At 71.8% G+C, this 21,913-nt stretch carries 16 protein-coding genes and 1 tRNA gene; 8 read left to right on the top strand and 9 right to left on the bottom strand.

All coding sequences use genetic code 11. The features are described from left to right. Positions 1-156 precede the first annotated feature (156 nt). Positions 157-1,110: a homoserine kinase gene (gene thrB / locus ACIBMZ_RS03810; RefSeq protein ID WP_396690708.1), complete on the bottom strand. Its 954-nt coding sequence runs from the start codon at positions 1,108-1,110 to the stop codon at positions 157-159. Positions 1,111-1,229: 119 nt separating this feature from the next. On the opposite strand from thrB, the gene ACIBMZ_RS03805 reads away from it, so the two are divergent. After that, positions 1,230-1,634, top strand: a complete 405-nt coding sequence (locus tag ACIBMZ_RS03805; RefSeq protein WP_396690707.1) for a DUF1418 family protein — start codon at positions 1,230-1,232, stop codon at positions 1,632-1,634. Positions 1,635-1,655: 21 nt separating this feature from the next. Here ACIBMZ_RS03805 and ACIBMZ_RS03800 read toward each other — a convergent pair whose 3' ends face one another. The 3 genes from ACIBMZ_RS03800 to ACIBMZ_RS03790 form a co-directional block, all read right to left on the bottom strand. Next, positions 1,656-2,900: an MFS transporter gene (locus ACIBMZ_RS03800; protein WP_396690705.1), complete on the bottom strand. Its 1,245-nt coding sequence runs from the start codon at positions 2,898-2,900 to the stop codon at positions 1,656-1,658. Between the two features lie 114 nt (positions 2,901-3,014). Further along, complete coding sequence (locus ACIBMZ_RS03795) at positions 3,015-6,299, bottom strand: efflux RND transporter permease subunit (RefSeq protein ID WP_396690703.1); 3,285 nt, start codon at positions 6,297-6,299, stop codon at positions 3,015-3,017. A gap of 9 nt (positions 6,300-6,308) precedes the next feature. After that, a complete protein-coding gene (locus tag ACIBMZ_RS03790; RefSeq protein ID WP_396690702.1) occupies positions 6,309-8,207 on the bottom strand; it encodes an ABC transporter ATP-binding protein in 1,899 nt (632 codons plus the stop codon). Between the two features lie 73 nt (positions 8,208-8,280). On the opposite strand from ACIBMZ_RS03790, the gene ACIBMZ_RS03785 reads away from it, so the two are divergent. After that, positions 8,281-8,847 carry a TetR/AcrR family transcriptional regulator gene (locus tag ACIBMZ_RS03785; RefSeq protein ID WP_396690700.1) on the top strand — a complete coding sequence of 189 codons (567 nt, stop codon included), beginning with the start codon at positions 8,281-8,283 and terminating at the stop codon, positions 8,845-8,847. A gap of 27 nt (positions 8,848-8,874) precedes the next feature. Here the strand turns inward: ACIBMZ_RS03785 and ACIBMZ_RS03780 are convergent, their stop codons facing one another. The 5 genes from ACIBMZ_RS03780 to argS form a co-directional block, all read right to left on the bottom strand. Beyond that, positions 8,875-10,113 carry an acyltransferase gene (locus tag ACIBMZ_RS03780; protein WP_396690698.1) on the bottom strand — a complete coding sequence of 413 codons (1,239 nt, stop codon included), beginning with the start codon at positions 10,111-10,113 and terminating at the stop codon, positions 8,875-8,877. Between the two features lie 76 nt (positions 10,114-10,189). After that, a complete protein-coding gene (gene thrC / locus ACIBMZ_RS03775; RefSeq protein WP_396691010.1) occupies positions 10,190-11,239 on the bottom strand; it encodes a threonine synthase in 1,050 nt (349 codons plus the stop codon). A gap of 73 nt (positions 11,240-11,312) precedes the next feature. Further along, positions 11,313-12,623, bottom strand: a complete 1,311-nt coding sequence (locus tag ACIBMZ_RS03770) for a homoserine dehydrogenase (protein ID WP_396691008.1) — start codon at positions 12,621-12,623, stop codon at positions 11,313-11,315. An 8-nt stretch (positions 12,624-12,631) separates the two neighbouring features. Then, the gene (gene lysA / locus ACIBMZ_RS03765; RefSeq protein ID WP_396690696.1) at positions 12,632-14,044 is read right to left on the bottom strand and encodes a diaminopimelate decarboxylase; all 1,413 of its coding nucleotides are present in this window, start codon (positions 14,042-14,044) and stop codon (positions 12,632-12,634) included. Positions 14,045-14,047: 3 nt separating this feature from the next. Further along, positions 14,048-15,712, bottom strand: coding sequence for an arginine--tRNA ligase (argS, locus tag ACIBMZ_RS03760; RefSeq protein WP_396690694.1), 1,665 nt, complete (start codon positions 15,710-15,712; stop codon positions 14,048-14,050). 101 nt (positions 15,713-15,813) lie between these two features. Between argS and ACIBMZ_RS03755 the strand changes: the two genes are divergently transcribed. The 6 genes from ACIBMZ_RS03755 to ACIBMZ_RS03730 all read left to right on the top strand — a co-directional run bounded on the left by ACIBMZ_RS03755 (position 15,814) and on the right by ACIBMZ_RS03730 (position 21,797). After that, the gene (locus tag ACIBMZ_RS03755) at positions 15,814-16,617 is read left to right on the top strand and encodes a DUF3105 domain-containing protein (protein WP_396690692.1); all 804 of its coding nucleotides are present in this window, start codon (positions 15,814-15,816) and stop codon (positions 16,615-16,617) included. A 1-nt stretch (position 16,618) separates the two neighbouring features. After that, positions 16,619-17,275 carry a DUF305 domain-containing protein gene (locus ACIBMZ_RS03750; RefSeq protein ID WP_396690690.1) on the top strand — a complete coding sequence of 219 codons (657 nt, stop codon included), beginning with the start codon at positions 16,619-16,621 and terminating at the stop codon, positions 17,273-17,275. A gap of 215 nt (positions 17,276-17,490) precedes the next feature. Then, positions 17,491-18,183: a winged helix-turn-helix domain-containing protein gene (locus ACIBMZ_RS03745; protein WP_396690688.1), complete on the top strand. Its 693-nt coding sequence runs from the start codon at positions 17,491-17,493 to the stop codon at positions 18,181-18,183. 211 nt (positions 18,184-18,394) lie between these two features. Then, a tRNA-Arg gene (locus ACIBMZ_RS03740) sits at positions 18,395-18,469 on the top strand. 249 nt (positions 18,470-18,718) lie between these two features. Then, the gene (locus tag ACIBMZ_RS03735; RefSeq protein ID WP_396690686.1) at positions 18,719-19,423 is read left to right on the top strand and encodes a hypothetical protein; all 705 of its coding nucleotides are present in this window, start codon (positions 18,719-18,721) and stop codon (positions 19,421-19,423) included. Positions 19,424-19,442: 19 nt separating this feature from the next. Continuing rightward, positions 19,443-21,797: a metallophosphoesterase gene (locus ACIBMZ_RS03730; protein ID WP_396690684.1), complete on the top strand. Its 2,355-nt coding sequence runs from the start codon at positions 19,443-19,445 to the stop codon at positions 21,795-21,797. The last annotated feature ends 116 nt before the right edge of the window (positions 21,798-21,913 follow it).

Raw genomic sequence — 21,913 nt, 5'->3', positions numbered from 1 at the left:
GCCGGTGAGCGGGTTTCGCCGTCTGCGGCGACCAGTGAAGACTGCGGTGCGGCGTATGCCTAAGCAGGGGTGACGGGCTTACCGCCGAAAGCTTCGGGGGTGCGCCGACCCGCAGGAGATCGCATGCTTCGCGGCTGTGCTAAGTCTAGAGCGTAATCAACTCTTCCGACCTGCGGCAACAGGGTCCCGCTCCGCGTGTCCGAGTCTACCCTGCTCGACCTGCGCGCCGGGCACGTCTATCGGCAACTGCAGAACCTGCCATTCTGTTCCCGCGTCGAAGCCTTCCGGCAGCTCAGACAGGGCGAGCACGGTCGGGCCCGCCCCACTGACCACGGCCGCCACACCGGCCGCACGCAACGCCTGAACCACCGCGCTCGTACCGGGCATCGACGGTGCGCGATAACCCTGGTGCAGTCGGTCGACGGTGGCCGGCAGCAACAGACCCGGCTCGGTGGTCAACGCGTGCACCAGCAGCGCCGCCCGTCCCGCGTTCAGCGCGGCGTCGGCATGCGGCACGGTCGCCGGCAGCGCCGCCCGCGCGGACGCGGTCAGCCCGCGCTCGGTCGGCACCAGCACCGTCGGGCGTACGCCCCCGGCCACCGGCAACGACACCGCCCGCGCGCCCGAGGACTCCGTCCAGGCCAGCGTGAACCCGCCGAGCAGGCAGGGCGCGACATTGTCCGGATGCCCCTCGATGCGGGCCGCCAGCCGCAGCACGGCGGCATCGTCGAGCTGCTGTGCGCCGTCGACCACCAGGGCCCGGGCCAGCAACACACCGGCCACGATCGCCGCCGAGGAGGAACCGAGTCCACGCGCCTGCGGGATCCGGTTGACACACTCCAACGCCAGCCCGGACGGCTGGCCGCCGAGCTCGTCGAAGGTCGCCCGCATGGCGCGTACCACCAGGTGCCCGTCGTCGGCCGGCAGGTCGTCGGCGCCCTCACCGGACACCGAGACGATCACACCGCCCGCCGTCACCTCGGCGGCGACGTCGTCGTAGAGCGCGAGGGCGAGGCCCAGGGCGTCGAAGCCGGGACCCAGGTTCGCACTGGTGGCGGGGACCCGGACCCGGACCGGGCCGGCGGCGAATGTGGTCGGCACGCCGCCCATGCTAGGGCCCCACCGGCGGCGTCCGGCGCACCACCCGCCCCTCGGGACGACACCTCGCGCCCGAGCACGCTTGTCCACGGGTTCTAGTCTGCCCAGATCGACGGCTTCGGGAGGACTGCGTGATCGACGTCAGATATCTGCTGGTGCAGGTGGCGATGGAGCTGCCGACGCTGGCGGTGCTGGTCACCGGGGGCGTACTGGCGTCGGCCCGGGGTCGGCTGCCGGACGCGGCCCGTCGTCTGGTGCTGGCCGGACTCGTCGTCCTGCTCGTCCTCACGCTGATCAGCGTCGCCTGGTCGGTCGCACTGCCGTGGACGGCCGCCGAGGGGCCCGCCCGGTTCGGCGTGCTGTCCCTGTTCGTCGGGGTGATCCGCGCCCTGCTCCTCCCGGCCGCAGTCGGACTGCTGGTCGCCGCCGCGTTGGCCGGTCGCGGCAGCGGGCCGGTCCCGGCCACGTCGAGCGCCCCGGCGGCCTGGGGTGCGCAGCCGGTCGAGGCGTACCGGCCGCCCACCGGCACGCCCTGACGTGCCAGGGCCACACAGGTCTCACCTGGTGCCGCTCCCGGCGACGGTCGGCGCCACGGCGGCGAGCGAGAGCCGTCGGGTGGCCACCCGCCAGCCGATCGCGTACGTCAACGTGACCAGGCCGCAACTGGCCAGCACGATCCGTTCGTCCACCACGTCCACCACCGCGGCGACCGCGAGCTGGCTGACCGAGATCGCCAACGTCGCCAGCATCATGTCGGTGGCGAACACCCGGCCCCGCAACCGGTCCGGCACCTCGCCCTGCAACGCGAAGTTCGACATCACCCAGTTGCTGCCCCCGGCGAAGTGCGCCACGAAGACCAGCACCAGCACCAGCGGGAACCAGGGCACCACCGAGGTGCCCAGATAGGCCAGTCCGTACGCCGACATGGACAGCGCCAGTCCAGGCAGCAGCCAGGCCCGGTTGGTCAGCACCCGACGCATCAGGATCGGGCCGACCAGCGCGCCCGCGCCGCGTACCGCGAAGAGCAGGCCGGTGCCGAGCGCGCCGACGCCGTACACCCCGGCCAGCAGCGGGAAGACGGTCAGCACACCGTTGCCCAGGCCGACCGCCGACTTCACCGTCACCAGCGCCAACACCCGTGGGCGGTGCGCGATGTAGCCCAGCGCCTCACGGATCGCCGCCCAGGTCTGCGGCGGTGCCTCGTCCCGCTCGCGGTGCGCCTGGAGGGGGCGGCGGATCCGGGTGGCCAGCACCGCGGCGAGCACCAGCGCGACCGCGGCGACCCAGAAGCAGACGTACGGTCCGGCGGCGGCGCTGAGAATCCCGCCGAGGGAGGCACCGACGACGGTCATGGTGCCCCAGGCCGACCCGGCGACCGCGTTGCCCGCGGCCAACTCCTCCGGGTCGAGCACGTTCGGCAGGGCCGCCTGCGCGGCCGGGGAATAGAACGCCTTGGCCACCGCGATCACGCCGATGCCGAGCATCGCCAACCAGGCCGTGCCGGCGTCGCGTACGCCGAGCAGGAGCAGTGCGCCGACCAGCGCGGCCACGTTCGCGGCGATCATGATCTTGCGCCGGTCGAACCGGTCGGCGACGGTCCCGGTGTACGGCAGCAGCAGCGCCACGACGCCGGTGTCCACGGCCAGCACCAGCGCACCCCACACGCCGCTGCCGGTGAGCTGCGGCAACAGGACCAGCAACGGCACCATCACGAACCAGTCGGCGCCGAAGACCACCAGTTGGGCCAGGAACAGGCTGCGGAAGTTCCGGTTGTGGGTGATGACCCCGACGGTGGACGCCACGAGGCGGACCCTACCCGGCCGTCCTCCCCCGTTGAGTCGGGGCGCGGACATCCGCCGTGGATGTAAGGAGGGGTCCCCTGCTATGCACCAGGCGTTAGCAGGGGACCCCTCCTTTCACTCGGTGGGCGGGAACGGTGAGTTGCGGGATTTCGGCAGCCGGAGCACCTCGAACTGGTCGGTGCTCTCGATCAGCGCGCCGGTGGGCGCCGCCGGCACCGGTCGACTCTCCGGTCTGCGCTCCTCGGCGGCCGGCGCGGCCGGATCCGCCTCCCCGCCGGCCGGCTCGTCGCCGGTCGCGTCGGCGGGCTCGACCTCGCGTCGCGCGTCCCCCGGCGGCGGGCCGGACCGGCCCCGACGCCGACCCCGCACCGACTCCTTGGTGTCCTCCACCATGGCATACAGCGTGGGCACCAGGATCAGCGTGAGCAGGGTGGAACTGAGTAGACCGCCGATCACCACGATCGCCAGCGGTCGGGAGATGAACCCGCCCTCGCCGGTGAGCCCGAAGGCCATCGGCGTCAACGCGAAGATGGTCGCGATGGCGGTCATCAGGATCGGGCGGAGCCGGTGGCGTCCACCCTCGACCACCGCCTCCCGTACGCCCATTCCCTGGGCCCGGTACTGGTTGACCAGGTCCAGCAGCACGATCGCGTTGGTCACCACGATGCCGACGAGCATGAGTACGCCGATCAGCGCCGGCACACTCAACGCGGTGCCGGTGGCCAGTAGCAGGACGACCGCGCCGGTGGCCGCGAAGGGGATCGAGACCAGCAGGATCAGCGCCTGTACGACGCTGCGGAAGGTCGCCATCATGATCAGGAACACGATCGCGATCGCGGCCAGCACGGCCAGGCCGAGATCGGCGAAGGTGTCCCGCTGCTCGGCGCTGACCCCGCCGAGGGTCAGGGTCGCCCCGGGTACGTCGATCGCGTCCAGCTCACGTTGCAGCTCGGCGCTGATCGCCCCCAGGTCGGAGCCGGTCACCGTGCCGGTCACCGAGACGCTGCGCTCACCGTCGATCCGCCGTACCTGCTGCGGTCCGGTGGTCTCGGTGACCTCGGCGATGTCGTCCAGCTTCACCGCGCCGACCCGCATCTCGCGCAGTTCGGTCACGGTCGTCGGCGGCTGCGCGGACAACCGCAGCACCACGTCGCGCGCGCCGTCGTCCAGGCTCACCTGGCCCAGCGGCGTACCCCGGAACGCCTGTGCGACGAGCTGACCGACCGCGGCCTCGGTGAGCCCGGCCCGGCTGGCGGCCGTCCGGTCGACGGTCACCTCCACCCTCGGCACCTGCTCGGTCAGGGTGGACGAGACGTCCTCGACGCCCCCGAGGCGGGTCAGCACCGCCTCGGCCTGCTCGGCGGCCCGGGCCAGCGCCTCGGGGTCGGCGGCCCGCACCACCACGGCCAGCTCGTTGGCGGACGCGCCGCCCTGACCCGCCGGGAAGGTGATCTCACCCGCCTCGGCACCGAGCGCCCCGATCCGGTCGCGCAGGATGCCGCGCATCTCCTTGGCGTCGGTCTCCTCGCCGAGCAGCAGCGCGTAGCTGGCCACGTTGTTGCCGGCGCCACCGCCCCACGGCGAGTCGCCGCCCCCGGCGGTGACCTGGTACGACCGCACCCCCGGCGTCTCCGCCAGCACCGCCTCGACCCGGCGGGCCGCCGCGTCGGTGCCGCCCAGCCCGGTGCCCACCGGCAGCTCCTGCCGGATGTTCAGGGTGTCCTGGCCGGAGTCGTCCAGGAAATTGGTCTCCAACTGCCGGGCCAGGCCGAACGTGCCGAGCAGCACCACCAGACCGGCCGCCAGCGTGGCCCAGCGGTAGGCCCGCCGGCCGGTGGCGAACCGGATCACCGGCAGGTACGCCCGCTGCAACGGGCTGCGCAGTTCCCGCTGTTCGGCGGCGCGGCGCACGGCCGCCCCGTCGGCACCGGTCACCGGCTTGAGGAACCAGTACGCGAGCACCGGCACCACGGTCAACGAGACCAGCAGCGAGGCGAGCAGCGCCACCGTCACCGTGATCGCGAACGGTGCGAAGAGCTGGCCGACGAAGCCGCCGACCAGGGCGATCGGGGCGAAGACGGCGACCGTGGTCAGGGTGGAGGCGGTGACCGCACCGGCCACCTCGCGGACGGCGGTGAGGATCGCCTCCCGCTTCGGCCCGCCGTACGTCAGGTGCCGTTTGATGTTCTCCAGCACCACGATCGAGTCGTCCACCACCCGGCCGACCGCGACCGTCAGCGCGCCGAGGGTGAGCAGGTTGAGCGAGTAGTCGCCGATCCAGAGCGCGAGCAGCGCGACCACCACGGACAGCGGGATGGAGACCGCGGTGACCACGGTGGAACGGATCGACAGCAGGAACACCAGGATGACCACCACGGCCATGATCAGGCCCAGCAGACCCTCGGTGCTCAACGTCTTGATCGACTTCTCCACGAACGGGGCCTGGTCGAGCACGACGGTCAGCTCGGCGCCGGTGGCGGCCCGCAGGCCGTCGAGCCGGTCGGCGACCGCGTGCGAGATCTGCACCGCGTTGCCGTCCGGGTCCGCGGTGACCGCGAGGCCCAGGCTCTCCCGACCGTTGGTACGGGTGATGGCGGTGGCCGGGGCGAGCTGCTCGGAGACGGTGGCGACGTCGCCGAGGCGGATCGGACCGGTCTTGCCCTTCGGCGGCGCGACGATGACGGCCCGCAGGTCGTCCAGGGTGGTCAGTGGCGCACCCACCTGCACCGGCAGCGCCCGGTCGCCGTCCAGGACCGCACCGGCGGGCACCGACACCCCGTTGGCCTGCAACGCGGTGCCGATCGCGGTGGGCTGCACCTTGGCCCGGGACAGCTTGGCCGGGTCGGGCGTGATGACCACCAGGTCGTCGCGGACGCCGGTCAGCTCGACACCGCGTACGCCCTCGATGGCCGCCAATTCGGGGACCACCGTGTCCCGCAGCTTGGCCGCGAGAGCGCGTTCGTCGTCACCGCCGCTGGCGGCCAGCACCACGGCTGGCAGGTCGTCCGTACTGCCCGCGATCACCTGCGGCTCGACCCCGTCGGGCAGCCGGGTGCGGTTGAGTGCGGTCTGCATCCGGTTGACCACGTCGTCCAGGTCGGTGCCGAACTCGTACTGCACCTGGATGGTGCTCAGGCCCTCACGCGAGGTGGAGGTGACGCTGTCCAGCGCCGGGATGCCTTGCAGGCTGTTCTCGATCGGCACGGTCACCTGGGACTCGACGACCTCGGGTCCGGCACCGGGGTAGGACGCCACGATGAACGCGGCGGGGAACTCCAACGAGGGCAGGAGTTGCTGCTTCAGCGACGGCACGGCGTACGCACCGAACGCCGTGGTCACCACCGCGATGAGGGCGACCAGCCCTCGGTTGGCGAGGCTGAATCTGGCGAGCAGCGACATCGGCGTGGCTCACTCCTGGGGGAGACGTTCGAAGGGCACGAGCAGTGTGCCCGACCCGGTCCGCCCCTCGGTGTCCGGGGCGGCCCCGGCGGGCACCGGTTCGGCGGTGCCGATCCGTAGCGACGCCACCAGATCCCGGTACAGTTCGTCGGTGCGCAGCAGGGTGGCGTGGTCCCCGACGGCGCGGATCCGGCCCCGTTCCATCACCACGATCTGGTCGGCGTCGAGCACGGTGGAGAGTCGGTGCGCGATCGTCACCACCGCCCCTTCCTCGGCCCGCTGCCGGACGCACCGGCTCACCACCGCCTCGGTCAGGCCGTCCACCTGCGAGGTGGCCTCGTCGAGCAACAGCACGTCCGGGGTACGCAGCACCGCCCGCGCCAACGCGATGCGCTGCCGTTCGCCGCCGGAGACGGTGGTGGCCGCGAGCGGCGTGTCCAGCCCGAGCGTCAGCCCGCTCACCTTGTCGTGCAGGTTCACCGCCCGCAGTGCGGTCCACAGTTCGTCGTCGCTCGCGTCCGGGTGGGTGAAGCGCAGGTTGTCCCCGATGGTGCCGGGCACCACCGGCGCCTCCTGCTCGACGTAGGCGAGTCGGCCACGGATCTGCGCCGGGGTGTGGTCGCCGTACCGGAGGCCGTCCAGCAGCAGTTCGCCGTGCTCCGGTTCGAGGAAGCGCAGCAGCAGGGAGAACAGCGTGGTCTTGCCGGCTCCGGAGGGCCCGACCAGCGCGGTGTGGCCGACGCGGGGAATCTCCAGGTCGATGTCCCGCACGGCCGGTGGCGCCGAGGGCCCGTACCGGGCGGTGACGCCCCGCAGCGTCAGCACCGGCCCGGCGGGGTCGCGGTGTCCGGCGGTGACGACCGGCGGTACGGCCTCCGGCGCGGCTGCCGTGGCGGTGGAGCCGGGCTCCACCTCGACGGCCTCGATCTCGCGGAGCCGGCCGGCCGCCGCGATGCCGGCCTGCATGGCGGTGAGGTTCTGGGTCAGCTCGCTGATCGGCCCCATCAGCCCGAAGGCGTAGAGCAGGAACGCGATCAGCGTGGACACCTCGATCAGGCCCTGTTCGGCCCGGGCCGCGCCGACGCCCAGGATGACGATGACGGCGAGTTGGATGCCGGTCCAGGAGATGGTCCACACCAGGGCGCTGCGCCGGGCGGCGCGGAGGCCGTGCTCGGCGGCCTCGCGGGCGTGTGTGGTGAGCGCCGACGTCTGGCGCTGCTCGGCGCGGCTGGCCTTGACCGTCCGGATGGCGCGCAGTGAACCCTCCAGGGCCCCACCGAAGCGTCCGACCGATTCCTGGGCCGCCTCCTGGGCCCGGCCGATCGAGGGCAGCAGGTATCCCATCAGCACCGCCACCACGACCACCGCGACCATCGTCGCGCCGAGCAGCACCAGGTCGAGCGCGCCCATCAGCACCAGCGTCCCGACCAGCGCCAACGCCCCGTTGGTCAGGCCGACCAGGCTGCCGGACGCCTGGTGCAGCAACGCGGGGTCGGAGGTGGCCCGGGTGACCAGTTCGCCGCCGGAACGGTGGGTGAGCTGGTCGATCCGGGCGGCGAGGTAGCGGCGGATCACCCCGGTGCGGGCGTCGAGCACCACCCGCTCGGCGATGCGGCCCATCAGGACCCACTGCCACAGCGAGATGGCCGCGCCCACCACCACGAGCACCAGCAGCACGGTGACCGGTCGGGCCAGCGACTCCCCGGCACCGAGGGTGTCCAGGACCCACTTGGTCACCAGCGGGGTGGCCAGCCCGGCCGCGTTGGCGACCAGGCCGAGCAGCAACCCGACCAGCATGGCCGGCCAGTGCGGGCGGAGGTAGGTCAGCAGCAGCCTGGTACGGGCCCTCGGGGCGGTCGGGGCGGTCGGCTCCGCCTCGGTCGCGGCGGGTACGGCGGTCACAGTCACCCCGCAATGGAACACTACTGTTCCACTACGGGCAAGCTATATTCCGAATCCGTACGTTGATAACCTGTCCGGCGTGACGACCACCGACGAGAGCGGCAGCCGGGCGCGGACCCGGCAGGCCATCCTGCAGGCCGCGATCGAGGTGCTCGGTCACAACCAGGCCGCCAGCCTCGGCGAGATCGCCACCGCCGCCCAGGTCGGTCGGACCACCCTGCACCGCTACTTCGCCGAACGCTCCGACCTGCTGGCCGCGGTGGCCGCCGAGGGCGCGGTACGGCTCAACGAGGCGACCGTCCGGGCCCGCCTCGCCGACGGCACCGGCGCCGAGGCGCTGCTCCGCCTCTGCGCGGAGTACTTCGACCTCGGCGACCTGCTCTCCCTCGTCTTCGCCGAGCCGACGATCGTCGAGGACCCGGTCTGGGGCACCGAGGTCTGCGACGACGACTTCTTCGCGATGATCGCGCGCGGCCACGCCGACGGCAGCATCGACCCGACGCTGCCCGCGCCGTGGGTGCAGACCGTGCTCTGGTCCCAGTTGTACGCCGGCTGGAGCTACCTTGCCTCGCACGAGGTCTCCCGGCACGAGGCTCTCGGCCTGGTCGTCCGGACCATCAGCGGCGCGGTCGCGCCCCGGGGCTGACCGTCCGCCACTCCGCCTCGACCGCCGTCACCCGCCCGACTCCCCCGGCAGGGCGCTCGGCACGGGCTCGACGGGCCGGTCGACGGCGGCCCGCCGACGTGGCACCTCGGCGCGGCTTCGGCGCGGCGGCCGAGGGGTCGCCGGGGCGCCCACCCACAGCAGTCGTGGACGACGCCGGGCGGCGAGATCCTCGATCCACCCCACGGCCAGCGCCGCGGCGACGGTCAGCAGGATCATCCCGACCAACCGCAGCCCCACATGGGCGACGGAGTCGAAGGAGAGCCACGGCATGAGCAGGGCGGTGATCGCCGCGCTGGCCGGGATGTGCCACAGGTAGACGGTGAGCGCCCGGGCGTTGACCAGGCGCAGCAGCGCGCCGCCCCGCGCCGGCCGGTCCCCCTCGGCGCGGGCCGGGCCGGTCGCCCGGACAGCGCCGGACGAGCGGGGAGCCAGCCGCAACAGCGCCGCGACCCAGGCCATCGACCAGATGGTGGAGCCGGCCGGGATGTGGTTGAGCTCGCTCGGCGCACCCGTGGTCACGGCGAGCAGCACCCAGGTGCCGCCGACGGCGCCCAGCACCAGGACCAGGCCGCGGCAGAGGCGGGCCGACACCCGCCCCAGCAGTCCGTCGTGGTACGCGAAGCCCAGCAGCCAGCAGGGCAGGTACGACACGACGAAATAGAACTGGGTGACCCCGGCGAGATGCGTGCACACCGGCAGCGCGGTGGCCGCCGCGAGCACCGGCCACGGCCAGCGGCGGTACAGCGGCAGCAGCAGCGGTGAGAGCAGGGTCAGCCACAGGTACGTCGAGACGTACCAGAGACCGACGGTGAACGCCCACCCCCAGGGTGCCCCGCCGACCGACGGCACCCGCAACGGCAGCAGCCACCAGCAGACGTCGTCCCAGCCGAACCCGCTCGGCGCGCCGGAGACCTGACCGGCGACGGCGACCAGCGCCAGCACCGTCGCGCCGAAGGCCCAGAACGGCACCAGCAGTCGGCGCATCCGGCGGCCGACGGCCCGGGTGCCGTACCGGTCCAGCGACGCGGCCAGCAACGCACCGGCGACGCCGAACATGACGCCCATCGCCGGGACCAGCAGGCTCAGCCACAGCCAGCCGGTGGCGTGGTACAGCAGCACCCGGGCCAGTGCCGCGGCGCGCAGCAGGTCCAGGTAGGAGGTCCGTGGCTGCACGGCGACGACGGGCGCGACGCCTGTCGCGCCGGGTGCCCGCCGGGCCTCGGCAGCCACCGGGTCGGTAGCCACCCCACAGTTGTACCGCTAGATACGTCGCTTCCCGCCCTAAACGGTCATAAAGGAGCAAGCGGGTGGTTCGTCACCCTCAGGCGAGGTCGAGGGAACGGGCCGCGGCGAGCGGGTCGTTGGCGATGGTGACCGGCGCCGGAGCCGTGGTGATCGCCCACTCCGGATCCTTGAGGCCGTGCCCGGTGACGGTGCAGACCACGGTGGACCCGGCCGGCACCCGACCGGCGGCGGCCTGCTGCAACAGACCCGCCACGCTGGCCGCGCTGCCCAGCTCCACGAAGACGCCGACCTCCCGGGCCAACAGGCGGTACGCGGTGAGGATCTCCCGGTCGGTGACCGCCTCGATCAGGCCACCGCTGGCATCCCGGGCGTCCAACGCCTTCGTCCAGCTCGCCGGGTTGCCGATCCGGATGGCGGTGGCGATCGTCGACGGCTCGGGCACCACCTGCCCGGTCACGATCGGCGCGGCACCGGCGGCCTGGAAGCCGTACATCTTCGGGGTGCGGGTGGCGTTGCCGACCTGGGCGTCCTCGACGTACCCCATCCAGTACGCGGAGATGTTGCCGGCGTTGCCGACCGGCAGGCAGTGGATGTCCGGCGCGTCGCCGAGCGCCTCCACGATCTCGAACGCGGCCGTCTTCTGGCCGTGCAGCCGGTCGATGTTCACCGAGTTGACCAGCGCCACCGGGTAGTCCTGGGCGAGCTTGGCGGCCAGCGCCAGGCAGTCGTCGAAGTTGCCGTTGACCTGGAGCAGCTTCGCGCCGTGCACCAGCGCCTGGGCCAGCTTGCCGAGAGCGATCTTGCCCTGCGGCACCAGCACCGCACAGGTCACCCCGGCGCGGGCCGCGTACGCGGCGGCGGAGGCGCTGGTGTTGCCGGTGGAGGCGCAGATGATCGCCTTGTTGCCCGCCTCGACCGCCTTGGAGACGGCCATCGTCATGCCCCGGTCCTTGAACGACCCGGTCGGGTTGGCGCCCTCCACCTTGAGGTAGACGTCACAGCCGAGCCGCGCGGAGAGCACCGGCGCGGGCAGCAGCGGCGTGTTCCCCTCGTGCAGCGTGACGACCGGCGTGGCGTCGGTGACCGGCAACCGGTCCCGGTACGCCTCGATCAGACCCCGCCACATGCCGTTCTCCTCGCCTCTCGTACCCGTCACCGGTCACCACCGGCCGGGAGTCGTCCGCATCCGGTCCGCCCGCTCACGAGCCCCCCTCGACCCGCAGCACGCTCGCCACCGAACGGACGATATCGAGCCCGCGCAGTTCACCGACGGTCGCCGCGAGGGCCGCGTCCGGCGCCACGTGGGTCACGATGACCAGGATCGCCTCGCCCGCTCCCCCGGCGCCGCCGCCGGCCGGCCCCTGACGCACGGTGGCGATCGAGACGTCGTGGCGGGCGAACACCCCGGCGACCGCCTCCAGCACACCCGGACGGTCGGCCACGTCGAGACTGATGTGGTAGCGGGTGAGCGCCTCACCCATCGGGCGTACCGGCAGGTCGGCGTAGGCGGACTCGCTGGCCGCCCGAACCCCGGCCAGCCGGTTGCGGGCCACCGCGACCACGTCGCCGAGTACCGCGCTGGCGGTCGGCGAACCGCCCGCGCCCCGCCCGTAGAACATCAACTGCCCGGCCGCGTCGGCCTCGACGAAGACCGCGTTGAACGCGTCGCCGACCCCGGCCAGCGGGTGGCTCAGCGGGATCATCGCCGGGTGCACCCGGACGCTGACCGTCTCGCGCCCCTGCCCGTCGGCACCCCGTGCCGCGATGCAGAGGAGCTTGATCGTGCAACCCATCGCCTTCGCGCTGGCCACGTCGGCGGCGGTCACCTCGGTGATGCCCTCCCGGTGCACGTCGTCGGCGCCGACCCGGGTGTGGAAGGCCAGCGAGGCGAGGATCGCCGCCTTGGCCGCCGCGTCGAAGCCCTCCACGTCGGCGGTCGGGTCGGCCTCCGCGTACCCCAGCTCGGTGGCCTCCTCCAGCGCCTCGGCGAAGCCCGCGCCGGTGGCGTGCATGGCGGAGAGGATGAAGTTGGTGGTGCCGTTGACGATGCCGGTGACCCGGGTGATCCGGTCACCGTGCAGCGACTCGCGCAGCGGGCGCAGCAGCGGGATCGCTCCGGCCACCGACGCCTCGTAGTAGAGGTCGGCGTCGCCCTCGGCCGCCGCGTCGTGCAGCGTGCCGCCGTCCTCGGCGAGCAGCGCCTTGTTGGCGGTGACCACGCTCTTGCCGGCCCGCAGCGCCTCCACCAGCCACCCGCGCGCCGGTTCGATGCCGCCGACCACCTCGACGACCACGTCCACGTCGTCGCGCTTGATCAGCCCGAGCGCGTCGGTGGTGAACAGCGTCGGATCGATCGGCAGGTCACCACGGTCACGCCCGAGCCGGCGTACCGCGATGCCGGCGATCTCCAGCGGGGCACCGATCCGGGCGGCGAGGTCGGTCGACTGCTCGTGCAGCAGTCGCACCACCTCGGCACCGACGGTGCCGCAGCCGAGCAGGGCCAGGCGCACAGGTTGATTCATCCCACATCCAAGGCGAGCAGGTCCTCTTCGGTCTCCCGTCGAACGATCAGCCGGGCCTGGCCGTCCCGCACCGCGACCACCGGGGGGCGGGGCACGTGGTTGTAGTTGCTGGCCATGCTGCGGCAGTAGGCACCGGTGCCCGGCACCGCGACAAGATCTCCGGGCTGCACGTCGGCGGGCAGGAATTCATCCTTCACCAGGATGTCCCCGGACTCACAATGCTTTCCCACCACGCGGGCGAGCATCGACCCGCCCGAGGTGACCCGGGACGCCAGCGTCGCCGAGTACGCGGCGTCGTAGAGCGCAGTCCGGATGTTGTCGCTCATCCCCCCGTCCACGCTGACGTAGGCGCGGTGCCCGTCGGATGCGTCACCACCGGCACCCACCAGCACGGACTTCACGGTGCCCACCTCGTAGAGGGTGAACACGGCCGGGCCGACGATCGCCCGACCCGGCTCGATCGAGACACGCGGCACCGTCAGCCGCTCCGCCGCGCACTCCGCGTCCACGATCCGGCGCAGCCGCTTGGCCAGCTCGTGCGGGGTCGAGGGGTCGTCCTGGGTGGTGTACGCGATGCCGAACCCACCGCCGAGGTCCAGCTCCGGCAGCTCCACCCCACGGGCGTCGCGGATCTGCGCCTGGAGCGCGAGCACCCGGCGGGCGGACACCTCGAAGCCGCTGGTGTCGAAGATCTGCGAGCCGATGTGCGAGTGCAGGCCGCGCAGCTCCAGCACGTCCTCGTCGAGGATGCGCAGCGCCGCCGCGCTCGCCGCGCCCCCGGCCAGCGAGAAGCCGAACTTCTGGTCCTCGTGCGCGGTGGCGATGAACTCGTGGGTGTGCGCCTCCACGCCGACGGTGACCCGGATCATCACCCGGGGCCGGACGCCCCGCTCGCGGGCCAGCACGGTGAGCCGGTCGATCTCGTCCGACGAGTCGACGATGATCCGGCCCACCCCGGCGTCCAACGCCCGGGTCAGCTCGGCCACGGACTTGTTGTTGCCGTGGAACCCGATCCGTTCCGGCGGCATCCCGCCGGCCAGCGCCACGGCCAGCTCCCCACCGCTGCACACGTCGAGGAACAGACCCTCCTCGGCGATCATCCGGACCACCGCGCGGCAGAGGAACGCCTTGCCCGCGTAGTAGACGTCCTCGTCCGGGAAGGCGGCCCGGAAGTCGCGACAGCGCGACCGCAGGTCGTCCTCGTCGAGCACGTACACCGGAGTGCCGAACCGAGCGGCGACGTCTCGGACGTCCAGCCCGGCGACGACCAGCGCGCCGTCGTCGCCGCGCCGGGTGTTGCGCGGCCACAGGCGCGGCACCAGGGCGTTGACGTCGGCCGGGGTACGCAGCCAGGCCGGCCCCCGGTTGCCGATGTCACCGTGCAGCGCACCGGCCTCGTGAGCGCGCATCGGTCACATCCTCTCGGGGGCCGAGACGCCGAGCAGGCGCAGGCCGTTGGCGATGACCACCCGGGTGGCGTCGTTGAGCCAGAGCCGGGCCCGGTGCAGGTCGGTGACCTCCTCGTCGCCCCGGGGCAGGACCCGGCAGTTGTCGTAGAACCGGTGGTACGCCCCGGCCAGGTCCTCCAGGTAGCGGGCCACCCGGTGCGGTTCGCGCAGCTCGGCGGCGGCGGCCACCACCGCGGGGAACTCGGCGAGCGCCTTGAGCAGCTCGTTCTCCTTGTCGTGGTCGAGCAGCTCGGGCCGGAACGCGTCGGCGTCGCCCCGGCTCACCCCGACCTCGGCGGCGTTACGCGCGACGTTGGCCGTCCGGGCCGCCACGTACTGCACGTAGTAGACCGGGTTGTCACGGGTGGCCCTGGTCCACAGCTCGATGTCGATGTCGATCGGGGAGTCGCTGGAGTAGCGGGCCAGCGCGTACCGGGAGGCGTCCACCCCGATCGCGTCGACCAGGTCCTCCAGGGTCACCACGGTCCCGGCGCGCTTGCTCATCCGCACCGGTGCGCCGTCGCGCACCAGGTTGACCAACTGGCCGATGAGAATCTCCAGGGTCTGCTCCGGCTCGTCGCCGAAGCAGGCGGCCATCGCCCTCATCCGGCCGATGTAGCCGTGGTGGTCCGCGCCCAACATGATCACGACCCGGTCGAAGCCGCGCTCCCGCTTGTCCAGGTAGTAGGCGCAGTCCGCCGCGAAGTAGGTCCACTCGCCGTTGGACTTGCGCAGCACCCGGTCCTTGTCGTCACCGAAGTCGGTGGTGCGCAGCCAGGTCGCGCCGTCGGCGTCGAAGACGTGGCCCTGCTCCCGCAGCCGGGTCAGGGCGTGCTCCAGCTCACCCCGGTCGTGCAGGTCCTTCTCGTTGAAGTAGGTGTCGAACTCCACCCCGAAGTCGCGCAGCGAGGACTTGATCTCCTCGAACATCAGCGCGACGCCCTCCACCCGGAACACCTCCTGGGCGGCGGCCTCGTCCATCGACAGCACCTCCGGCCGCCGGGCGGTGACCTCGGCGGCGATCTCGGCGATGTACGCCCCGCCGTAGCCGTCCTCCGGGGCCGCCTCGCCCCGGGCGGCGGCGAGCAGCGAACGGGCGAACCGGTCGATCTGCGACCCGGCGTCATTGAAGTAGTACTCCGTACCGACCTCGGCGCCGGTGGCCCGCAGCAGGCGGCTCAGCGCGTCGCCGACCGCCGCCCACCGCACCCCGCCGATGTGCACCGGCCCGGTCGGGTTGGCCGAGACGAACTCAAGGTTGATCTTCAGCCCGGCGAGCCGGTCGCTCCGGCCGTACTCCTCGCCCGCCTCGACGATGGTCCGGGCGAGCTGACCGGCGGCGGCGGCGTCCAGCCGGATGTTGAGGAAGCCCGGACCGGCGATCTCCACCGACTTGATCCCCGCCGTGCTGCCCAACTCGGTGGCGAGCGCGGTGGCCAGCTCGCGGGGCGGGACGCCCACCTTCTTGCTGAGCTGGAGCGCCAGCGTGGCGGCGTAGTCGCCGTGCTCGGGATTGCGGGGACGCTCGACCGTCGTGTGCTCCGGCAGCGCGGAGCGGTCCAGCCCTCGGTCGGTGAAGACGGCGTGAGCGGCGGCCAGGACGGCTTCGGCGAGTTCAGCGGGAGTCACCGAACCATGTTATCGGGGGTAGACTCGGTCCCCGCGGCGGCGACCCGGCATCGGGGGCTGGGCCGCCGGACTCCTCTGACCGACCGACCTGACGAGGCACGATGAGCATCAGCACCCCGGGCGGCCCGCAGCGCCGCCCGACCGTGGTCAGCACCGGCAAGAAGCCGGCGGCAGGTCGGCCGGCCGCCGGCGCCAAGCCGACCAGCGACAAGAAGCCGGCGACCCCCCGCTCCGGCGGTGGCAAGGGTCCCCGCAAGCCGATCACCCCGGTGAAGGTCAGCCAGGGCCGTTCGTGGGGGCCGATCGCCCTCTTCGTCGCCGTGGGCGTGCTCGCCACCTCGATCATCGGCTTCGGCGCCTGGGCGACCTTCAAGGGCAGCCAGTCGTGGCAGGACAAGGCCGCCGCGATCGACGGCATCGTCAACTTCCGGGAGAGCGACCCGGAGAGCATCGCCAACCAGGAGCACCGGGCCGGCAAGATCGAGTACCCGCACAGCCCGCCGGTCGGCGGTCCGCACAACAACACCTGGCAGCGCTGCCAGGGTGACGTCTACACGGCGCCGATCGCCAACGAGCACGCGCTGCACAGCCTGGAGCACGGCGCGGTCTGGATCACCTACCGCCCCGACCTGCCCGAGGCGGACGTGGAGAAGCTGGCCGAGATCATCCGGGGCAACGACTTCATGCTGATGAGCCCCTACGAGGGCCTCGACAAGCCCGTCTCGATCCAGGCGTGGGGCTACCAGCTCAAGGTCGACGACGCCGGTGACTCGCGGCTCAAGGAGTTCGCCACCGTGCTGGCGCAGAACGCCTCGATGGAGCCGGGCGTGCCGTGCTCCTCCGGCAACTACACCACCGGCACCGGCAGCGAGCCGCGCGAGATGCAGCCGTCGATGGGTGGCTGACATGCCGACCGCCGTGCAGGACCCACCGGTGACCGAGCAGACGGGCGGGGCAGCGCCCCGTCCGGCCTCCCGGACGCTGCGTTACCTGACGCTGGCCGTGACCGCGCTGATGCTGCTCGCCGTCGGCTGGACGGCCGCCACGCTGGCCGCCGGGCGTACCCCGGGCGAGGAGTCGGCCGAGGCCGGCTTCGCCCGGGACATGTCCCGGCACCACGCGCAGGCGGTCGAGATGGCCATGATCGCGTACGCCAAGGGCCAGGATCCGGCGATCCGGCAGATGGGGTACGACATGGCGCTGACCCAGCAGGCGCAGATCGGTCACATGCAGCGCTGGTTGCAGGAGTGGGACCTGCTGCCCACCGGCACCCGCCCGGCGATGGAGTGGATGCCGGACGGCGTACGGGTGGACGCGAACGGGCTGATGCCCGGCATGGCCACCCGGGAGCAGATCACCCAGCTCCACGAGGCCCAGGGCGCCGAGGTCGACCGCCTCTTCATGGACCTGATCATCAAGCACCACCTGGGCGGCATCCACATGGTCGACGGGCTGCTCAAGACGTCCGACCGCGCCGAGGTGGTCCGGATGGCCGAGGCCATGAAGCAGGCGCAGCAGAAGGAGATCAACGAGCTCCGGAAGCTCCAGGAGGCCGCCGGCTGAGACCGGGACGGTTCACGACCGCCGCGACGACGTTCCACCCCGAGGGGCCCGCCGAACACACCGGCCGGGCCCCTCGCCCGTACGCAGACCACCCACCGAGACACCACCACATGCCCGATTCGCACGTTTTGCACGTTATGAACTAATTACTGAGCTTGACAACCTTTCTCCCCACATATCGTGACCAGTTGGGATTCGGGCTCGTTGCGCAGGACGTGGGGGTTGCACTCAGAGACGCACGGCGCTCGGTCACCAGTTGGTGCCGGCGCCACACCATCGGCGGTGACGGGGCGGTGGCAGCCGTCCGTCGCGGACAGCGGCAGAGCGAGTCGGGAGCGCTCAGCCGCGAACAGGAACTGGAACTGATCGACACCCTGCGGGGCGTCCATCCCGACGAGTTCGGCCTGGACGAGGAGCTGTGGACTCGCCAGAGTCTGCACACCCTGATCGAGCAACAGTTCGGGCTGACCCTGGACGCCGGGGTCGTCGGGGCGTACCTGCGGGCCTGGGGGTTGGGCCCACGCGAGCCGCGCGAGCGCGCCTGCGGGCTCTGCGTCGGCGCGGTCGAGCGGTGGGTACGCAGCGAGTACCCGGCCATCACCCGGGCCGCCCAGGAACACCTCGCCGAGGTCTACTGGCTCGGCCGGGTACGACTCGTCGGCACCATGCCGGCAGCCGACGTGATCTCGGCGGTCTCCTCGCGCGGCCGGGTGCGGTTCATGGTCACCACTCCGTCGGTGGACCCGGCACTCCCCCGGGACTTCGTGCTCCGCCTCAGCGGCACCGAGCAGCGCACCGTGCACCTGATCGTGGACGGCTCCTGGGCCCGCAACGAGTGGCCCCGCCGCCTCCCCCGCCGCATAGTGCCGCACCCCCTCCCCAGCTGCGGCCGAGCCCAAGCCGCCTAACCCACCCCATCCCACCCACCCACCCCCTCCCCGCGTTGATCAAGAAGTTTTGGCCTCCGGAGCATCCCGGCGAGCGCCAAAACTTCTTGATCAACGGAGACAGGCCGGGCGGGAGCGGGGTGCGGGCGGGGGTGACGGGTGGGTCGGGGTGGTGTCGGGGTGCCGGTTCGGCGATCAGGGGGCGGGTTTGCTAGTCTTCACCAGTCGCTGAGCCCCCGTAGCTCAGGGGATAGAGCACCGCCCTCCGGAGGCGGGGGCGCAGGTTCGAATCCTGCCGGGGGCACCAGAAACGACCTACGCGCAAGGCCGCTGACCACGAACACGGTCGGCGGCCTTCGTCGTGTGCACGGGTCTTCGTGGACCCGCGCCGACACGGCTCGCGGTCGGCAGGTCCGGGTCGGCTGCCGACCGACCGGCGTCGGACCGCTCCGTCGCGGGCCGGTCTGACCCCCGATCGGCGGTCGGTACGGGGGTGCGGGCCGACACTATGCTGTGAGCACCTCGCCACTCTGCGGAAGGGCTGCCGGTGCCCCGGGTGAACGTACGCTGGTCGCGGATCTCGGCAACCGAGAAGGCGTCCTACGGCGGTGCGGCGATCGCGGCCTCGGCCACGGTGGTGGTGGCGGTCGTGCAGGGCGCGGTGCCGCTGCTCGCCGGGCAGGGCGGTGCGGTCGCGGTCGCACTGGTGTCGTTCCTCGCCGGGGTGGCCGTCACCGGCGCGACGGTCGCGGTGAGCGCCACGGTACGCCGCCGCTCGCTGAGCGGGGACGGGCCGGAGTTCGACGTCTTCGTCTCGACGCCGATGGCCTCGCTGCCGGCGTCGGAGTACCCGGTCCACCGCCGACAGATCATGGTGCTGATCCGGGAGATCGAGCAGCGTGCCGGGCTGAGTTGCTACTTCGCCGGCCGGGACCGTCCCGAGATCACCGACTTCCCCGCCGTCGACCTGGGCTTCCGGGACGAGTTGCGGGCGCTGGCGCGCAGCCGGCACTTCCTGCTGGTGCTGCCGCTGTCGAATCCGTCGAGTTCGCTGGTGGAGGCCGGGGTGGCGATCGCCCTGGGCAAGCCATCCATCTATTTCAGACACACCTCGGCTGCGCTGCCGTTCCTCCTCCGTGGAGCGGCCAACTCCAATCATCCGGACATACCCCGGATCCGGGTCTACGAATACGCTGATTTCAGCGAGTTGGCGGCCCTGGTCCGGGTCAACGGCAAGGGCCTCTTCGAGAGCCACACCTGACCAGCCGATCGGAACGTCGATGTCGAACATCTCGGGTGCCAAGAAGCTCTTCGTCATCATGCCGTTCGGGCTGAAACGGCTGCCCTCCGGCCTGATGCACGACTTCGACCGTTTCTATCACGGGATCCTGCGCCCAGTGGCCCAGGACGCCGGCTGGTCGGTGTTCCGCGCCGACGAGATCACCGAGCCGGGCACCATCGTCAACCAGGCGTTCCGGCATCTCCAGGCCGCCGACGTGGTGGTCGCCGACATCAGCTCGCCGAACGGCAGCGTCTACTACGAGTTGGGCGTGCGGCAGGCGATCTCGCCGGGCAAGACGATTCTTGTCGCGGTGCACGGCACCGAGTTGCCGTTCGACCTCAAGAGCCAGCGGGTGTTGTTCTACAGTCCACAGTTCGACCAGGATCCGCGGTTCCGGTTCGCGTACCGCGAGGCACTCATCTCGGACAGCCCGCACGTCCACAATCCGGTCCGGGACGCACTGAGCGACCTCGGGTTGAACTTCCATCCGCGTACCGATCGGGTCGCCTTCGAGCAGGAACTGCACCACAAGATCGAGCGGAGTCGGAACATCGAGCAGTTGCTCGCCGTCTGGCACTGGGCGCGGCAGTCGGGTGACCTGCCGACCGGGGCGTTGCTGTCGTTGAGCAACCGGTTGGCCGCTGAGGGCGACTACTCCAGCGCGGTCCAGGTGCTCGACGCCGCCTTCCCGGAAGCCGACGGCGACTGGGAGGTGCACCGGCAGCGCGGCTTCTACCTGCGCAAGCTGACCCGGCTCGACGCGGCCGAGGTGGCGCTGAACCGGGCGTACGAGCTGAACCCGTCGGATCCGGAGACGCTCGGCATGCTCGGCGGCGCCCTCAAACGCCAGGGCCGGTACGCCGAGGCGCTGCGCCTCTACCAGCAGGGCGCCACCCTCTCCCCCACCTCGTTGTACCTGGCGGTGGCCTGCGCCGGCATGATGGCGATCGCCGATCCGGGCAACCCCGAACCGGCGCTCGCCCGGTACCGGCAGTTGCTCGACGAGATCGACTCCCGCCCGGGTCAGGAGACCGATTCCTGGGCGAACCTGGTCCGCGCCGAGGCCCACTTCGTGCTGGGCGACGTGGAGGCGGCCCGTCGCTTCGGCAGGGCGGCGGTCCGGTACGGTGCCGAACGGCTCCACTTGGAGTCGACCGCCGACCAGATCCTGATGCTGGACGCCAACGGCCTGCCGTTGCACGACGCGGACGGTTTCGCGCGCTGGCTGGTCGACGGGGCCAAGGACCGGGCGTCGACGACCGTGGACGAGCGGGGCACCCCGGCGACCGACCCGGAGTTCCCCCGTCGGATGATCTTCCACATCTCCGACGTCCACTTCGGATCGATCACCGAGGGCGACAGCCTCATCGACGTGCACCGGTTCGCCGACACCGAGAACTCCGACCGGCTCAGCGTCGAGCTGACCCGGGAGTTCCACGCCGCCCTCAGACGCTCCGGCTGCGCCGCCTCGGACGCCGTGCTGGTGGTCTCCGGCGACTCCACCTACACCGGTCGGCAGGACGAGTTCGACCTGGTCCGGCAGTTCCTGACGGAGCTGTGCGAGAACACCGGGATGGACCGCAGTCAGGTGGTGCTGGTGCCCGGCAACCACGACATCGACTGGCTCCAGACGAAGTCGAACCGGGCCAACCGGTTCGACAACTACCTCACCTTCGCGCACCAGTTCTATGGCGAGGACCTGTTCCACGAGGTCTTTCCCCGCGTCAAGTGGGACCTGCGGACCTCGGGCACCCGGCCGGAGGCGAGGGAGATCGTCTATCGACGTACCGACCGGACGATGACCGTCGTCGGGTTGAACTCCTGCATCTTCGAGGACGACCAGAACCATTACGGCTACATCGGCAAGCGTCAGCTCGACATCGTCAAGGAACTGCTGGAGCAGGAGCCGCCGGAGAACGTACGGGTCGCGGTCATGCACCACCACCTGCACCCCTTCCCCGAACCGCTGGAGCCGCGACGGGGTAACGCGGTCGTGCTGGACCTGTCCACGGTCCGCGACGCCGGGCTGGTGGAGCAGCGCCTGGAACGGCTCGGCTTCTCGCTGCTGCTGCACGGGCACAAGCACAAGCCGCAGCTTCGCGAGACCCTGGTGCGGATCCCGCAGAACGACTCCAGCGTCACACCCCGCCCGCTGATCGTCTCCGGCTGCGGCAGCACCGGGGTCAGCCAGCACGAGCTGGAGCACAACCAGCCGAACCACTTCGCCGTCCTGGAACTGGCCCAACCGGTCCGGCGGCCGGGTGCCGACTTCCTGGTCATCGAGTGGCGCGAGCTGGCCGTGGCACCGGGCGCCGAGTGGGTCACCAAGCAACGCTGGACCATCAAGGGCTGACCGAGACCGGGCTGGCCGAGACCGGGCTGGCCGAGACCGGGCAGCCCGCGCCGGGCGGACCAGGCGTCGGGCGGACGGTACGGGTACGGGCCGGTCGCCGACGGTCCCGTCCGGGA

The organism is Micromonospora sp. NPDC049900 (assembly GCF_044461025.1).
Lineage (GTDB): Bacteria > Actinomycetota > Actinomycetes > Mycobacteriales > Micromonosporaceae > Micromonospora.
Note: the sequence above shows the minus strand (reverse complement) of the source record. Positions and strands in the feature narration are given on the sequence as shown.

Excerpts from the sequence above, each read along its gene's own strand:
- ACIBMZ_RS03730 (WP_396690684.1), top strand. The coding sequence starts at position 19,443 with ATGTCGAACATCTCGGGTGCCAAGAAGCTCTTCGTCATCATGCCGTTC.
- thrB (WP_396690708.1), bottom strand. The coding sequence starts at position 1,110 with ATGGGCGGCGTGCCGACCACATTCGCCGCCGGCCCGGTCCGGGTCCGG.
- thrC (WP_396691010.1), bottom strand. The coding sequence starts at position 11,239 with ATGTGGCGGGGTCTGATCGAGGCGTACCGGGACCGGTTGCCGGTCACC.
- ACIBMZ_RS03795 (WP_396690703.1), bottom strand. The coding sequence starts at position 6,299 with ATGTCGCTGCTCGCCAGATTCAGCCTCGCCAACCGAGGGCTGGTCGCC.
- lysA (WP_396690696.1), bottom strand. The coding sequence starts at position 14,044 with ATGCGCGCTCACGAGGCCGGTGCGCTGCACGGTGACATCGGCAACCGG.
- ACIBMZ_RS03755 (WP_396690692.1), top strand. The coding sequence starts at position 15,814 with ATGAGCATCAGCACCCCGGGCGGCCCGCAGCGCCGCCCGACCGTGGTC.
- ACIBMZ_RS03750 (WP_396690690.1), top strand. The coding sequence starts at position 16,619 with ATGCCGACCGCCGTGCAGGACCCACCGGTGACCGAGCAGACGGGCGGG.